General features: G+C 68.0%; 14 protein-coding genes and 3 tRNA genes. 5 read left to right on the forward strand and 12 right to left on the reverse strand.

The annotated features are described in order from the left end of the window. Positions 1-61: 61 nt before the first annotated feature. Positions 62-349, reverse strand: coding sequence for a glutaredoxin domain-containing protein (locus IPV10_RS12835; RefSeq protein WP_207484452.1), 288 nt, complete (start codon positions 347-349; stop codon positions 62-64). Positions 350-450: 101 nt separating this feature from the next. Between IPV10_RS12835 and IPV10_RS12840 the strand changes: the two genes are divergently transcribed. Continuing rightward, a complete protein-coding gene (locus IPV10_RS12840; protein WP_207484454.1) occupies positions 451-1,683 on the forward strand; it encodes a glycosyltransferase family 2 protein in 1,233 nt (410 codons plus the stop codon). Here the strand turns inward: IPV10_RS12840 and IPV10_RS12845 are convergent. The 3 genes from IPV10_RS12845 to rfbA are packed head-to-tail and all read right to left on the reverse strand — an operon-like array spanning position 1,680 to position 4,982. Then, the gene (locus tag IPV10_RS12845) at positions 1,680-3,107 is read right to left on the reverse strand and encodes a bifunctional dTDP-4-dehydrorhamnose 3,5-epimerase family protein/NAD(P)-dependent oxidoreductase (protein WP_207484456.1); all 1,428 of its coding nucleotides are present in this window, start codon (positions 3,105-3,107) and stop codon (positions 1,680-1,682) included. The two genes, IPV10_RS12840 and IPV10_RS12845, sit on opposite strands and share 4 nt — an antisense overlap. A 7-nt stretch (positions 3,108-3,114) precedes the next feature. Beyond that, on the reverse strand, positions 3,115-4,113 hold the full coding sequence (rfbB, locus tag IPV10_RS12850; protein ID WP_207484457.1) for a dTDP-glucose 4,6-dehydratase: 999 nt from the start codon (positions 4,111-4,113) through the stop codon (positions 3,115-3,117). Next, the gene (rfbA, locus tag IPV10_RS12855; RefSeq protein ID WP_207484459.1) at positions 4,110-4,982 is read right to left on the reverse strand and encodes a glucose-1-phosphate thymidylyltransferase RfbA; all 873 of its coding nucleotides are present in this window, start codon (positions 4,980-4,982) and stop codon (positions 4,110-4,112) included. The genes rfbB and rfbA overlap by 4 nt, the downstream gene beginning before the upstream one ends. Before the next feature lie 59 nt (positions 4,983-5,041). Between rfbA and IPV10_RS12860 the strand changes: the two genes are divergently transcribed. The 3 genes from IPV10_RS12860 to IPV10_RS12870 all read left to right on the forward strand — a co-directional run bounded on the left by IPV10_RS12860 (position 5,042) and on the right by IPV10_RS12870 (position 7,942). Then, positions 5,042-6,232, forward strand: a complete 1,191-nt coding sequence (locus IPV10_RS12860) for a low temperature requirement protein A (RefSeq protein WP_307861128.1) — start codon at positions 5,042-5,044, stop codon at positions 6,230-6,232. Positions 6,233-6,414: 182 nt separating this feature from the next. After that, entirely contained in the window at positions 6,415-6,690 is a 276-nt protein-coding gene (locus tag IPV10_RS12865; protein ID WP_207484461.1) for a hypothetical protein, read from the forward strand. Positions 6,691-6,823: 133 nt separating this feature from the next. Next, complete coding sequence (locus IPV10_RS12870; protein WP_307861129.1) at positions 6,824-7,942, forward strand: acyl-CoA desaturase; 1,119 nt, start codon at positions 6,824-6,826, stop codon at positions 7,940-7,942. Positions 7,943-8,084: 142 nt separating this feature from the next. Here IPV10_RS12870 and IPV10_RS12875 read toward each other — a convergent pair whose 3' ends face one another. From IPV10_RS12875 to IPV10_RS12905, 7 genes are all read right to left on the reverse strand, one after another. After that, a complete protein-coding gene (locus IPV10_RS12875) occupies positions 8,085-9,539 on the reverse strand; it encodes a cell division initiation protein (protein ID WP_207484463.1) in 1,455 nt (484 codons plus the stop codon). A 165-nt stretch (positions 9,540-9,704) separates the two neighbouring features. Next, positions 9,705-10,223, reverse strand: a complete 519-nt coding sequence (locus tag IPV10_RS12880; RefSeq protein WP_207484465.1) for a hypothetical protein — start codon at positions 10,221-10,223, stop codon at positions 9,705-9,707. A 16-nt stretch (positions 10,224-10,239) separates the two neighbouring features. Further along, a complete protein-coding gene (locus IPV10_RS12885; protein ID WP_207484467.1) occupies positions 10,240-11,160 on the reverse strand; it encodes an AEC family transporter in 921 nt (306 codons plus the stop codon). Positions 11,161-11,357: 197 nt separating this feature from the next. Next, positions 11,358-11,669 carry a hypothetical protein gene (locus IPV10_RS12890; protein ID WP_207484469.1) on the reverse strand — a complete coding sequence of 104 codons (312 nt, stop codon included), beginning with the start codon at positions 11,667-11,669 and terminating at the stop codon, positions 11,358-11,360. Between the two features lie 260 nt (positions 11,670-11,929). Beyond that, positions 11,930-12,002 (reverse strand) — tRNA-Phe (locus IPV10_RS12895). A 67-nt stretch (positions 12,003-12,069) separates the two neighbouring features. After that, positions 12,070-12,143: transfer RNA gene (locus IPV10_RS12900), tRNA-Asp, on the reverse strand. 29 nt (positions 12,144-12,172) lie between these two features. Further along, a tRNA-Glu gene (locus IPV10_RS12905) sits at positions 12,173-12,245 on the reverse strand. Positions 12,246-12,454: 209 nt separating this feature from the next. Here IPV10_RS12905 and IPV10_RS12910 point away from each other — a divergent pair. Beyond that, a complete protein-coding gene (locus IPV10_RS12910) occupies positions 12,455-13,807 on the forward strand; it encodes a M23 family metallopeptidase (RefSeq protein WP_207484471.1) in 1,353 nt (450 codons plus the stop codon). A 108-nt stretch (positions 13,808-13,915) separates the two neighbouring features. On the opposite strand, the gene IPV10_RS12915 is transcribed toward IPV10_RS12910, so the two are convergent. Continuing rightward, positions 13,916-14,407 (reverse strand): inorganic diphosphatase, encoded by a 492-nt coding sequence (locus IPV10_RS12915; RefSeq protein ID WP_207484473.1) that lies wholly within the window; start codon positions 14,405-14,407, stop codon positions 13,916-13,918. Between the last annotated feature and the right edge of the window lie 102 nt (positions 14,408-14,509).

The raw sequence follows: 14,509 nt of genomic DNA on the forward strand, positions 1-14,509 counted from the left end.
TCCTTCGGGCTGGATGCCAGCCTATGCCGCCGGGCGCGCATCCGGAGACGCGGAGTCGGGCTCAGATCAGGGCGAGCTCGCGCAGCTTCGACTCGACGTCCGCGTTCGACGGCTCGACGTGGTGCGAGGCGTCCGGGTAGAGCACGACCGGGATGTTCGTGCGGCCGGAGATGTCCTTGGCGATGTCGGCGGCGGAGGGGTCGGCGACCAGGTCGACGTAGGTGTAGTCGACACCCAGCTCATCGAGCTGCTTCTTGGTGCGGATGCAGTCGCGGCACCAGTCCGCGCCGAACACCGTGAGCTCGGAAGCCGGGAGTTCGGATGCGGGGAGATCGGCAGGAGAAGTCATGCATCAAGCCTACGGCCCGCAGGCAGGGAGGGCTCCGAGAGCCGCCGCACGGTCCCGAGCACGCCTCGGCCGGTTTCCCGCTGCTGGGAAGCCGTGAAACGATGGATGCCGCAGCCGAGCTGCGCGTGGGGGAGGGGAGGAAAGTGGGTACCGGGGCCACAGGCACAGGGATCACCGTCATCGTGCCGACGTTCAACGAGCGCGACAACATCGCGGAGCTCGTGGTGCGCACCGCCGACGCGCTCGCCGGGCGGGACGCGGAGATCCTCTTCGTCGACGACAGCACCGACGACACCGCCGACGAGATCGCGCGTGTCGCAGCGGATGCGCCTCTGCCGATCCGCGTCATCCGTCGCGCCGAGAACACCGGCGGCCTCGGCGGCGCCGTGACCGCGGGTCTTCTGGCCGCGGCATCCGACGTCTGCATCGTGATGGACGGCGACCTGCAGCATCCGCCCGAGCTGCTCCCCGCGCTGCTCGCCCGCCATGACGAGGGCGACGTCGACGTGGTCGCCGCCTCGCGCTACATCGGCGGCGGGGACACGAGCGGCCTCGGAACGGCCGTCCGCTTCGGCGTCTCGAGGGCCGCCACCTGGCTCACCAAGGCGATGTTCCCGATCCGGCTCGCCCGCAGCACCGACCCCATGACGGGGTTCTTCCTCGTCGACCGCCGCGCGCTCGACGTCTCGACGCTCAGGCCGCAGGGCTTCAAGATCCTGCTCGAGATCCTCGCCCGCACCGACCTGCGGATCGCCGAGGTGCCGATGGCGTTCGGCGAGCGCCGCCACGGCACGTCGAAGGCGAGCCTGCGTCAGGGAGCCACGTTCGTCGCGCACCTGGCCCGCCTGCGGTTCGGCAAGATGTCGCTGTTCGCCCTGATCGGCGCGGTCGGCGCCGTCGCCAACCTCGGCATCATGTGGCTGCTGACGACGGCCGGCGTGCCCTACATCTGGGCGGCGATCATCGGCGCCGAGGTGACGATCATCGGCAACTTCATCCTGCAGGAGCGGTTCGTCTTCGCCGACATGCGCACGGGCGCCAGAGCGCTCGGCATCCGCTTCCTCACGTCGTTCGCCTTCAACAACGTCGAGGCCGCGCTGCGCATCCCGGTGATGGTGCTGATGGTCGAGTCCTGGCACGTCTCGAGCGTGCTCGCGACCGGGCTGTCGCTCATCGTCGCCTTCTTCGCGCGATTTCTGTTCCACTCGCTGGTCGTCTACGCGCCCCGCAGGCGGCGGAAGGCGGATGCCGAGGGCGAGCCGCCCGTCGACACGGCCGCGCTCCGCGTCCTGCGCGCGATCGACGCCGAGGCCATGCGGCCGGGAGAGCTCTAGGCGTCGACGTCCGCGCTCGCCGCGAGGTGGGCGGACAGCGCCGCGTCCGCGTCCTGCGGGGTCCAGCCTGTCGCCGTGATCCGGTCGAGCGACAGCAGACTGTTGCGCGGACGGGGCGCGATCGGGCCGGCATGGCCCGCGAAGTATTCGGCCGTCGACACACCCGTGATCAGCGCAGGGTCGTACCCGGTGAGGCGGTACACGGTGCGGGCGATGTCGGCCCACGAGCGCGGCTCGCCGGATCCGGTCACGTTGTAGACGCCGTAGGGCGCGCCGGTGCGCAGCAGATGGGCGATGGCCCCGGCGAGGTCGGACGCGAACGTGAGGCGGCCGACCTGATCAGCGACGACGCGCGGCGCGATCCCGCGTGCGGCCAGCGAGGTCATGGTGCGCACGAAGTTCGGTCCGTCGCCGATCACCCAGGAGGTGCGCACGATGTAGTGCCGGGGGATGGTGGCGACGACGGCATCCGCTGCCGCCTTGGTCTGCCCGTAGACGCCGAGCGGGCACACGGCATCGTCCTCGGTGTACTGGCCGTCCTTCGTGCCGTCGAAGACGTAGTCGCTGGAGACGTGCACGAGGGTGATCCGGTGCTCGGCGGCGATGCGGGCGAGGGCTGCCGTGCCGTGCACGTTGGCGGCCCAGGCGTCCGTGCGTCCCTCTGCCGTCTCGGCGAGGTCGACCGCCGTGTACGCGGCGGCGTTGACGATCGTGTCGTAGTCGCGCCAGCTCCGGGTGCTGTCGAGGGCGCGGGCGCCGAGCTCCAGGTCTGCTCTCGTGGCGTACTCGAAGCGGTCCGTGTCGCCGAACTCCGCGCGCAGCGCCCGGCCGAGCTGGCCGCCGGCGCCGATCACGAGGGTCTTCCGCGGGGATACCGGTGTGACGTCGGAAAGGCGGGGGTGGTCCCGGTCCTTCGCCGATATCTCGACCCGGTCGAGCGGAATCGGCCAGTCGATGGCGACGGTCTCGTCGGCGAGGTTCAGGAACGAGTACTCGGCCTCGGGCGACCAGTGGTCGTTGACGAGGTAGGCGTACGAGGTGGCCGGCTCGAGGGTCTGGTACGAATTGCCGACGCCGCGGGGCACGTAGATCGCCCTGGACGGGTCGATCTCGATCGTGAAGACGGTGCCGAAGCTGTCTCCTTCGCGCAGGTCGACCCAGGCGCCGAAGATCCGGCCCGTCGCGACGGAAACCCATTTGTCCCAGGGTTCCGCGTGGATGCCGCGGGTGGTGCCGACCGTCTCATTGAACGAGATGTTGTTCTGCACCGGCCCGAAGTCCGGAAGACCAGCGGCGACCATCTTCTCGCGCTGCCAGTTCTCCTTGAACCAGCCGCGGGAGTCGCCGTGCACCGGAAGCTCGACGACGAGGAGACCGGGGATGGCGGTCTCGGTCACGGTGAACGTCTTGCCGAACTCGGTCATCACGCCCTCACTGCCCCTTGGACGCGTAGAAGGACTCGGTGGCGTCCTTGGCGGGCGCCCACCAGTACTCGTTGTCGCGGTACCACTCGATGGTCGACGCCAGTCCCGACTCGAAGTCCGCGTGGCCGGGCGTCCAGCCGAGCTCTGTCCGCAGCTTCGTGGAGTCGATCGCGTAGCGCAGATCGTGTCCGGCGCGGTCGGTGACCTCGTCGTACGCATCGGCGGGCTGACCCATGGCGGTCAGGATCATCTCGACGACCGACTTGTTGTCCTTCTCGCCGTCCGCGCCGATCAGGTAGGTCTCGCCGATCACGCCGCGCTCGAGGATCGTCAGCACCGCGGAGGAGTGATCCTCGGCATGGATCCAGTCGCGCACGTTCCGCCCCGCGCCGTACAGCTTCGGGCGGATGCCCCGGATCACGTTCGTGATCTGCCGCGGGATGAACTTCTCGACGTGCTGGTACGGCCCGTAGTTGTTCGAGCAGTTCGAGATCGTCGCCCTCACTCCGAAGGAGCGCACCCAGGCGCGCACGAGCAGGTCGCTGCCCGCCTTCGTGGACGAGTACGGCGACGACGGGTTGTAGGGCGTCGACTCGGTGAACCGTTCGGGGTCGTCGAGCTCCAGATCGCCGTACACCTCGTCGGTGGAGATGTGATGGAAGCGCACGTCGTGCCGGCGAGCGGCTTCCAGCAGTGTGTAGGTGCCGACGATGTTGGTGTCCAGGAACGGCCGCGGGTCGTGCAGCGAGTTGTCGTTGTGCGATTCGGCGGCATAGTGCACCACCGCGTCGGCATCCGCGAACAGGCCGTCGACCAGCTCGGCGTCGGCGATGTCGCCCTGCACGAACCGGAGCCTGTCGTCGGGCAGACCGGCGAGAGACGCCCGGTTGCCGGCATAGGTCAGCTTGTCGAGGACTGTCACGTGGGCGTCGGTGCTGCGGATGACGTGGTGCACGAAGTTCGAGCCGATGAAGCCGGCACCGCCGGTGACGAGCAGCCGGTTCATCGCACGCCCCGTTCGAGCAGATCGAGGAGGTACCCGCCGTAGCCCGACTTGACGAGCCGCTCGGCTCTGGCCTGCAGCTCGGCGTCGTCGATGAACCCCTGCCGCCAGGCGACCTCCTCCGGCACTCCGATCTTCATGCCGGTGCGCCGCTCCATGGTTCGCACGTACTCGGCGGCATCCGTCATCTGATCGAACGTGCCGGTGTCGAGCCAGGCGGTGCCGCGGGGGAGCACCTCGACGTGGAGCCTCCCCCGGCGCAGGTACTCGCTGTTCACGTCCGTGATCTCATACTCGCCGCGCGCACTCGGCGCGAGGTTCGCGGCGATCTCCACGACGTCGTTGTCGTAGAAGTACAGGCCGGGCACGGCATAGCTGCTCTTCGGCTGCGCAGGCTTCTCCTCGAGCGAGACCGCCTTCCCATCGCCGTCGAATTCGACCACGCCGTAGGCCTGCGGCTCGGCGACCCAGTACGCGAAGATCGACCCGCCGTCGAGATCGGAGAACCGCTTGAGCTGCGTGCCGAGGCCGGGGCCGTAGAGCAGGTTGTCGCCCAGCACGAGCGCGACGCTGTCGCCTCCGATGAAATCCGCTCCGATCGTGAAGGCCTGCGCGAGCCCGTCGGGTGCCGGCTGCGTCGCGAAGGTGAGGCGGACGCCGAACTGCGAGCCGTCGCCCAGGAGCCGTTCGAAATGCGCGGCGTCGTGCGGCGTCGTGATCACCAGGATGTCGCGGATGCCGGCGAGCATCAGCGTGGACAGCGGGTAGTAGATCATCGGCTTGTCGTACACCGGGATGAGCTGCTTCGACACTCCGAGCGTGATCGGATGCAATCGTGTCCCGGAACCGCCGGCGAGAATAATGCCTTTCACCCGTCCAGAGTGGCATACGGCTGCGGAAGGCGTACGCACCGGCGGTCTATTCTGATGCGGTGACCGACACCACCAGGACGCGCTCCCGCCTCGTCAGGATGCTGCCGCGGGATCCGGGGCAGGCTCATCGCCCCGCCAGCACGCTCGAGCTGTTCTTCGACCTCGTCTTCGTCGTGGCGGTGAGCACGGCGTCGGTGCAGCTGCATCACGCACTCAGCCACGGCGACTTCGTGCACGGCATCACCTCCTACGCGATGCTCTTCTTCGCCATCTGGTGGGCGTGGATGAACTTCACCTGGTTCGCGACGTCGTTCGACACGGACGACTGGCTCTATCGTGTCCTCACCATCGTCCAGATGGGCGGCGTGCTGATCCTCGCTGCCGGAGTGCCGGCCGCCTTCGGCGAGGGCGACTTCACCGTGCCGGTCATCGGATACGTGGTGATGCGCGTGGCGATGATCTGCCAGTGGCTGCGGGCCTCCGGCTGCGGCGGTGCGCTGCGCTCGGCCACGATCCGATACGCCCTCGGCATCGCGGCCGTGCAGGTGCTGTGGTTCCTGTTCCTCTTCATCCCGGCCGAGCTGCGGATCGGCGCCTTCGCGCTGTTCGCGCTCATCGAGATCCTGGTCCCGGTCTTCGCCGAGTATCGGCACCAGACGCCGTGGCATCCGCAGCACATCACCGAGCGCTACGGACTCTTCACCCTCATCGTTCTCGGCGAGAGCCTGCTGGCCTCGGCGAACGCGATCATCGACGCGCTCCAGAAGGTCGAGGCGCTGGCTCCGCTGATCCTGATCTCCGTGCTCACGCTACTGATGACCGCGGCGCTCTGGTGGATCTACTTCTGGCCGCCGCACCACCGGGCGATCACGAGCTTCGCCCGCTCGCTGAGGTACGGCTACACGCACTACTTCGTGTTCGCGGCCGCGGCGGCGATGTCGGCCGGCATCGAGGTGCAGATCGACATCCTGACCCACGAGAGCCACGTGGCGGGCCTCGAGGCGGCGCTCACGATCGCCGTCCCCGTCGCGGTGTTCCTGATCGGCATCTGGCTGATCGCGATCCGCGACAACGCCGACGGCGTGGTGAACGCCGTCATCCCGATCGGCGCCGCCCTCGTACTGCTCGGAGCCCTGCTGCCGCAGTCGGTCCTGCTGACGACCGCGATCCTGGTGGTCATCGTCGTCGTGCTCGTCATCCGTCCGCCACAGCCCCATCGGCTCGGCGGCGGAAAGCCGCACTCGATCTGACCAGGAGCGATTCTGCTAGACTGAGTGACGCAACGTGAGTGTTCTGCCCCTCTAGGCCGCCACGTAGCCACTGATCAGGGCCATTCCGGACCACGCACATCGACGCGCGCGGCATCCGCCCCGATCTTCAGAAATCGCGAGGCGCGCCGACGTGCGCCCGCCACAGAGCAATGAGCATCACCATGAACACCACCACTTTTCCCCCATCCGACCCGTTGACCTGGAAACAGGCCGACGCCGATGTGCATGTCGCGACGCGCGGCGGCGAGTTCGCCGGTTTCGTCGAGTTCGACGGCACCCTCCACCTCGTCCGCGACCACCAGGGCAACGAGCTCGGCGCCTTCGAGATCCTCGACGACGCCTTCCGCGCCCTCGAGGGACTGCACGAGGCCCGGCGGCCTCGCATCCTGCGCCTGCCCCGTGTGTTCCCGCGGAGGCCGCGGCGGGCCCGCGCCTGACCCACTCCCGGGCATCGGCTGAGAGGTCGTCGCGTATTCCCTCAGGCGCATACGGGCAGGGCTACCCTGAGGTAAAGCGAACGGCGTCCGCCCTTGGCTTTCACAGCTCAAGGGCTCCGATCGACAGGAGAGCATCATCTCCATCACCCAGGTCGAAAAGACCGCAGCAATCCTCGGTCCGGTGCGCCAGACGTACTCCGGCAACGCAGACTTCCCGCCGATGGCGCAGGCGTACAAGAAGGTGTCGCAGGTCGTCCGCGAGACCGGCCTTCTTCAGCGCGCGACCTGGTTCTACATCGCCGTCGCCTCGGGTATCGTCCTGGCGCTCGGCGGAGCCGTGACCGGTTTCATCCTCCTGGGCGACAGCTGGTTCCAACTGCTCATCGCCGGTGCCCTCGGCATCATCTTCACCCAGATCGCCTTCCTCTCGCACGAGGCCGCGCACCGGCAGATCCTGACCTCGGGGCCCGCGAACTTCAGGCTCGCACGCATCCTCGCCGGCAGCATCGGCATGAGCTACTCGTGGTGGGACTCGAAGCACACCAAGCACCACGGCAACCCGAACCAGGTCGGCAAGGACCCGGACATCGAGGTCGACACGATCTCGTTCCTCGAGACGGATGCCGCGAAGTCGCGAGGCCTGATCCGCCTGATCACCCGCAAGCAGGGATGGCTGTTCTTCCCGCTCCTCACCCTCGAGGGCCTGAACCTGCACTACATCGGGCTGAAGCACCTCCTCACGAAGAAGAACGTGAAGGGCCGCTGGATCGAGCTCGGAATCATCGCGCTGCGCTTCGCGATCATCCTGGTGCCGGTGTTCCTGATGCTGCCGCTCGGCATGGCGTTCGCCTTCATGGGCGTGCAGCTCGCGGTCTTCGGCGTCTACATGGGGGCCTCCTTCGCGCCGAACCACAAGGGCATGCCGATCATCGACCCCAACGCACGACTCGACTTCTTCTCGAAGCAGGTCCGCACCTCGCGCAACATCCGTGGCGGCTGGTGGGCGACGGCGCTCATGGGCGGTCTCAACTACCAGGTCGAGCACCACCTGTTCCCGAACATGCCCCGCCCGCACCTGTCGAAGGCGCGCGAGATCGTCCGCGACTACTGCGCATCGAACGACGTGCCGTACACGGAGACCAGCCTCGGCCGCTCCTACGCCATCGTCATCGAGTACCTGAACCGCGTCGGCCTGGCCGCGGGTGCCGACCCGTTCGACTGCCCTGCCTCCGCGCAGTTCGGTCGCGCGTAACGCTCGACGCTCGCACAGCGCAGAAGGCTCCATCCGCTGATCGGATGGGGCCTTCTGCGTGTGCGGGACGCGCCTCGGGTGATCCGAAACGGATCGGGGCGTGGGCGGAAGTCCGCCCACGCCCCGATCGGGTTCAGGTTGCTCAGCGCGAAGCGGGCTCCTCGGCCTCGACCACATCGATCGTGATCTTGCCGTCGATGATCGGGGCGTCGTCATCCAGCAGCTCGTCGTCGAGCACCTCGTCGCCGAGGAACTCGTCGGACGGCACGGAATCGACGACGCCGGCATCGGCCTCGACGATCTCGGCGTCGATCGTCTCGATGGCGTCCTCGTCGTCATCCGTCGTGGCGGCATCCGTCGGGGCGTCCGCAGCGGCGGCGACTGCGGCCGCGGGAGCCTCGTCGCTGAAGATGCCGTCGGGGCGGATCAGCTCGCGGACCTCCGCCATGAAGCTCGCCAGCTGCTGCTGCTGCCAGCGGAGCTTGCGGGCGTGGTCCTCGGCGTCGCGCAGGACCGACGAGGTGTGGCCGGTGACCGAGTCGACGATCTTCTGGGCCTTCACGCGTGCACGGTCGAGCGTGTCGCGGGAGCGCAGCTGCGCGTCGGCCTCGATGGTCTGCGCCTGCGAGCGCATCAGACGCTCGTAGTCGTCGGCCTTGGCGGAGATCCGCTGCGCGTGCTCCAGGGACGCCGCGACCTGCTCGTTCGCGTCGGCAGTGATGCGCTCGGCGTGCGCGACGGCCTGGTTGTGCAGCACCAGGAACTCCTGCTGCGCGTCGTCCTGACGGCGGGTGAGGGTCTCTTCGAACTCGAGCACCCGGGCGTTCATCTCGCGGACGTCGCGCTCGGCATCCGCCCGCAGCTGCGCGGTCTCGCGAGTGACGAGCGAGCGGAGCGCGGCCGCGCCCTTCTCGGATTCGGTGCGGATCGCGGTGGCCTCCTGCGTGGCCTGGTGCACCTTCTCCGCGGCGTGCGTCGCCTCGCGCTCGAGCCGCGCCTCGTGGGCCGTGTACTCGGTGTCGATCTTCAGGCGGATCTGGTCGGCGTCGTGCTGGGCGTGCGCGATGACGCGGGCGGCATCCGCCTCGGCCTCGGCGCGCTGCGAGGTGACCTCTTCGCGAGCGGCTGCCATGAGGCGGTCGGCCTGCACTGCGGCGTTCTGGATGAGCACGTTCGCCTGCTCCTCGGCGACCCGGAGGATCGCCTCGAACTGCTCGCGAGACGGAGCCTCCTTGCCCTCGGGGCGGGGGAGGTCGACGAGCTCGTTGGTGAGGGTCGAGACCTGCTGCTCGGCCTCCGCGACCTTCGCCTTCGCCGCCGTGAGCTCGGACTCCAGGGACTCGCGGACCGAGCGCTCCTCGGCGCGGGTCGCCTCCAGGGCGGTCTCGAGCGCATCCTCGTGGCGGGCCTCCGCGTCGGCGAGGTCGGCCTTCGCCTGCTGCAACTGGTTGCGCAGCGTGCTCAGCGCGGAGTCGACCTCGCCCTTGTCATACCCGCGGAACGAGGCGGTGAACGTGGACGGCTCGCGGGGGGACTCCTCGATCAGCTTGTCGAAGAAGTCGGGCGTGCGTGCGTCACCGACGGGGGATTCACTCATGGTCAGCCTTTCTGGCAGGGCCGCGGCGCCGAGCGCTGGGGACGCACAGGCCGAAGAAGGGGAGCGCCACCGCGGTGAAGGCTGGTTCATGGGCTGGTTCGTGCGGTGGCGTGCATCCCAGCCTAGCTCCGCATGCTGGGAGTTGTGAGGCCGTTGCGCGCGGGGTCAGGCCTGTGCTCTCCAGGTGGCGGCGCCGTCCTTCTCCGGCTCGCCGCGGACGTACAGCAGACGGGGGCCATCGGCGACGGAGATCCCCCTGCCGGCTGCTTCCGACGCCACGTGCGCGCGGAAGTCGTTCCAGAAGTCCGAGGTCTTCGGCATCCCGAGGTACTCGCGCACCCGCTCGGCCTGCAGTCGTGTGCCGCCAGGGTCGGCGACCAGACGTGCGACGCCGTCGTCGGCCTCGACGAAGCGGATGCCGTAGCTGCCGTCGGCGAGCGCGGTGAACTGCCGAGGATGCCGGCGGACGACCTCGTCGACGACCTCGCGGGCCGCGGACTCGGACGCGCGGATCACGACGGTCGTGCCGAGGTCGGCGAGGATCCTCGTCCGCCGGGATGCCCCCGACCTCTGCTCCGAGCGTTCGCCGGCAGCTCTCGACCACCGCCGGATCCAGCGCGGCAGCAGCATCGCGGCGACGATCACGACGGCGATCACCGAGAAGAGGAGCACGGGATTGTCCACGGAACCAACCTACGGGTCAGCCGAGCAGCGCCATGATGAGCACCAGCACCGGCAGGCATCCGATCGTGGTGAGGAAGACCGTGTCGCGGGAGATCGCCTCGCCGACGTCGTAGCGCTGGGAGTAGTTGAAGACGTTCTGCGCCGTCGGGAGCGCCGCGAGGACGACGACGATCAGCACCTCGGCATCCGACAGCCCGAATACGAACTCGGCGACCGCCCAGGCGATGAGCGGCATCGCGATGAGCTTCAGGCCGGACGCGAGCACCACATCGCGGCGGTGGCCGCTGGTGCCCAGCACGCGCTGTCCGTGCAGCGAGATGCCGTAGCTGATCAGGAGCACCGGCACCGCGGCATCCGCGATCAGCTGTGCCGGGGCCATCACGATCTCGGGAACGGAGAGGCCGAAGACCGAGACGATGGTGCCGAGGAGGGAGCCGATGATGATCGGGTTGGTCGCGGTGCGCGTGAGCGTGCGTCGCAGCGAGACCTGGTCGCTCGTGACCGCATCGAGGATCGTCAGGGAGATCGGCGTGAAGACCAGCAGCTGCATCAGGATCACGGGGGCAGGGTAGGCGGCGCTGCCGAGCAGGTACAGGGACAGCGGGATGCCGATGTTGTTGGAGTTCACCTGCCCGGAGGAGAGGGCACCGATCACCGCCATACCGACCGGACGCTTCCAGACGTACTTGGCGATGAGCGCGTACACCGCGATGACGGCGACCGCAGCGATCGCCGAGACGGGGAGGAGAGCCGAGAACAGCAGCTTCGCGTCGGCGTGCGCGAGCACGACGAAGAGCAGGAACGGCGAGAGGACGAAGAAGATCAGTCGCCCGAGTACGTGACGCGCGTGAGGACCGAGGAGATCGATCCGGCCGATGACCCAGCCCAGCGCGATCGCCAGAGCCACCACGGCGAATCCGGTGAGCGTGTCGAGCATGAGATGAGCGTATCGAGGTGGCGCGCGTGACGACGAAGTCTCGCGCCGAACCGCTTTGACCGCTGGAGCGTGGTCCATTCCGGTGATCGCTGCTGCCATTGCGCTGCCGATCGCGGCGGCATCGACGACGACTGTCTGGGTGATCAACTCAGGTCGAGGGGAGTTCATCCTGATGAACCTGGGGGACCCAGGCGAGATCAATGGCTATCGGAGTCCAGTCGGATCCGCCCGCGACGGAAGGGCAGCAACGGTGCGCCATATACGAGGGCCGGCGCGTGATCGGGCTCCAGCGCGAACTCGGCATGGCCGAAGCGCCAAAGTCGATTGAAGAGGAACACCCCGATCGTCACGGTGTGATCGGAGGGAATCTGCCAGGTGCCGAGACCCCATTGCGTCGGCTGGCCGCGGCCGGCGATGACGAGCGTGGGCTTGATTCCCGAGTACAGCGCGAACCACGGCTTGACGAGCGTCAGCTCGATGCGGCGCGGGGCCGGGGCATCATCACTCATTGGTGCGTCGATTCTCGGGTGAATGAGTTAGCCGGGGGTGCGTCCCGTAGCGACGCTACCTACTCCAGCGGGCGGCCGTTCGGTCGCCCTTGAAAGAGAAGGTTCTCACAGCTCGGGTTACCGCGCCTTCTCTCGGCGCGCCGCTCGCGCGGCGAATCGGTCGATCGAAGGCGGGAACCGCGCCTCACCAGGGCAAAGCAAAACCCCCGCCATGTAGAAGCTAGGCGAGGGTTTCTAAGGTGATTGTAATGATCACCCTGTGGCTCCGACGGGCGTCGATCCCGTGACCTCACGATTTTCAGTCGTGCGCTCTACCAACTGAGCTACAGAGCCGTGCGACCGGTGAATCTGTCGCATCTAGACGAAAGGGCCTTCTCGAAAGAAGGCCCGTCGCTTAGAGCGACCCTGACGGGACTTGAACCCGCGACCTCCGCCGTGACAGGGCGGCACGCTAACCAACTGCGCTACAGGGCCATACTTGTTTTCAATTGTATCGGTAAGAGTGACCCCAACGGGATTCGAACCCGTGCTACCGCCGTGAAAGGGCGGCGTCCTAGGCCGCTAAACGATGGGGCCGAGTCAGTCCCGGGGGACTTCCTTGCCGACGCTCAAGCATAAGGGATGTCTGAGGCAAATCGCGAATCGAGGGCGCGCCCTCTTCCTCCCGGGCGTGTTCAAGAGGACGATGGTTCCTGTCCAGTGTGCCCGAGCATCCGTCGCAGACCTGTTGCAGATGTGAAAGTTGTTGTTATTGTGGCATCTGTGAAACCGGCGAAAGGGGCCGCGTGAACGACGAGCGATCCATTGCGGATGCTGCGGCTGCGGCATCCGACGATTGCGGCTGTGCGCCCACGCCGAAGGAGAGCCGCGCTTTCTGGAAGGATCGCACCGTCTCGAGGCGCAGCGCCATCAGCCTCGGGGTCCTCGGCGTCGCAGCACTGAGCGCGTTCGGCGTCGCATCCGGCGTCACCGCCGCCTACGCCGCGTCGTACCCGAGTTGGGACGACGTGCAGAACGCGATGAGCAACGAGGCGGCCAAGGCCGCTGAGGTCACCCGCATCCAGGGACTCATCCAGTCGCTGACGCAGAAGGTCGCCCAGACGCAGGAGGCCGCGCGGGTCGCCGGAGACGAGTTCTACGACGCGCAGCAGGAGTACTTCGCCGCGATCGCCGAGGCCGAGCAGCTCCAGTCGCAGGCCGACGCGCAGACGGTCGTTGCCGACGAGTCGATCCGCAAGGCGGGCCAGGTGGCCGCGCAGTTGTACCGGAACGGCGGGGACGACACCGCTCTCGAGCTGTTCTTCGCCGGCTCGGCCGCCAACGCCGACGAGCTGCTCTCGCGCCTCGGCTCGATGGACAAGCTCTACCAGTACAACCAGACCGTCTACGACAACGCGGTCGCAGCGCGCGACAGCGCCCAGTCGCTCAGCGATCAGGCCGTCGTCGCGCGCAATGAGCGCGACCGTCTGCAGCAGATCGCCGAGCAGAAGATGATCGCGGCGCAGGCCGCTGCGGATGCCGCGCAGGCGGCTCTCGACGAGCAGTCCGCGAACCTCGCCACCATGCAGGCGCAGCTCGACGCGCTGAAGAACGCCACGGCATCCACCCTGGCGAGCTACAAGCAGGGCGTCGAGGAGCGCGAGAAGGAGCGCCAGCGACTCGCGGCGATCGCGGCCGCCGAGGCTGCGGCGAACGCCGGCAGCGGTGGCGGCGGCGGAGCCCCGAGCAGCAGCGGCTGGGTCCGCCCGCACGGCGGCTACCGCAGCTCCGGCTACGGCTCCCGCCCCGCCCCTTGCACGGGCTGCTCCACGTTCCACTACGGCGTCGACCTCGCAAACGGCTGCGGCGCGGCGATCTACGCCGCCCACTCCGGCACGGTGGATGCCCGGTTCTACGGCCGCGGATACGGCAACTACCTCCGCATCCAGCACGGCGACGGAGTCGCCACCGGGTACGCGCACATCAGGGACGGCGGCTTCGCCGTGCGCAACGGCCAGTGGGTCGAGGCCGGTCAGGTCATCGCCTACGCGGGCAACACCGGCGCATCCGCGGGCTGCCACCTGCACTTCGAGGTCTACATCAACGGCGCGTACACGAACCCGATCGCGTTCCTCGGGGACCGAGGGGTCTCCGTCTGAGCATCCGCTCTGCCGGCGTTCAAGACCACCGACATCGAGAAGACCCCCGGCCGCTGAGCGGAACCGGGGGTCTTCGCGTCGACGGGCTCAGCGGCCCGCCGCGATGTGTCAGTGATCGCCCTCGCCGAAGCGGACGATCGCCTCGTCGAGGATGCGCTGCGCCTCGGCGGCGTCGCCCCACTCGTCGACCTTGACCCACTTGTTCGGCTCGAGGTCCTTGTAGTGCTCGAAGAAGTGCTCGATCTCCTTCTTCGTGTAGTCGGCGATGTCGCCGATGTCCTGGATGTGCGCCCAGCGCGGGTCCTTCGACAGGACGGCGACGAGCTTGTCGTCGCCGCCGGCCTCATCGCTCATCTTCAGCACCGCGACCGGGCGGACCTCGACGACGACGCCGGGGTAGATGGCGTGGTCGAGGAGCACGAGCACGTCGAGCGGGTCGCCGTCCTCGCCGAGCGTGTTGTCGAAGTAGCCGTAGTCGGCCGGGTATCCGAAGGTCGTGTAGAGCACGCGGTCGAGGTGCACTCGCCCGGTCTCGTGGTCGACCTCGTACTTCACGCGGCTGCCGCGCGGGATCTCGATGACGGCGTCGTGTGCGCCCATGCGTGTGCTCCTCAGGAAAGACGGTTGGGATGCCGGGGACAAGCCTACTTGCGCGGGCGATGCCTGCGTGAAAGTTCACGTCCGAAACCTCGACGCCCTAGC

Origin of the sequence: Microbacterium sp. SD291, from assembly GCF_017355365.1 — a bacterium.
In the GTDB taxonomy this organism is placed as follows: Bacteria; Actinomycetota; Actinomycetes; order Actinomycetales; family Microbacteriaceae; genus Microbacterium.

Bases quoted from the DNA above. Each gene is read 5' to 3' on its own strand.
- IPV10_RS12835 (WP_207484452.1), bottom strand. From the start codon at position 349: ATGACTTCTCCTGCCGATCTCCCCGCATCCGAACTCCCGGCTTCCGAG.
- IPV10_RS12840 (WP_207484454.1), top strand. From the start codon at position 451: ATGGATGCCGCAGCCGAGCTGCGCGTGGGGGAGGGGAGGAAAGTGGGT.
- IPV10_RS12845 (WP_207484456.1), bottom strand. From the start codon at position 3,107: ATGACCGAGTTCGGCAAGACGTTCACCGTGACCGAGACCGCCATCCCC.
- rfbB (WP_207484457.1), bottom strand. From the start codon at position 4,113: ATGAACCGGCTGCTCGTCACCGGCGGTGCCGGCTTCATCGGCTCGAAC.
- IPV10_RS12865 (WP_207484461.1), top strand. From the start codon at position 6,415: ATGAACACCACCACTTTTCCCCCATCCGACCCGTTGACCTGGAAACAG.
- IPV10_RS12875 (WP_207484463.1), bottom strand. From the start codon at position 9,539: ATGAGTGAATCCCCCGTCGGTGACGCACGCACGCCCGACTTCTTCGAC.
- IPV10_RS12885 (WP_207484467.1), bottom strand. From the start codon at position 11,160: ATGCTCGACACGCTCACCGGATTCGCCGTGGTGGCTCTGGCGATCGCG.
- IPV10_RS12890 (WP_207484469.1), bottom strand. From the start codon at position 11,669: ATGAGTGATGATGCCCCGGCCCCGCGCCGCATCGAGCTGACGCTCGTC.
- IPV10_RS12915 (WP_207484473.1), bottom strand. From the start codon at position 14,407: ATGGGCGCACACGACGCCGTCATCGAGATCCCGCGCGGCAGCCGCGTG.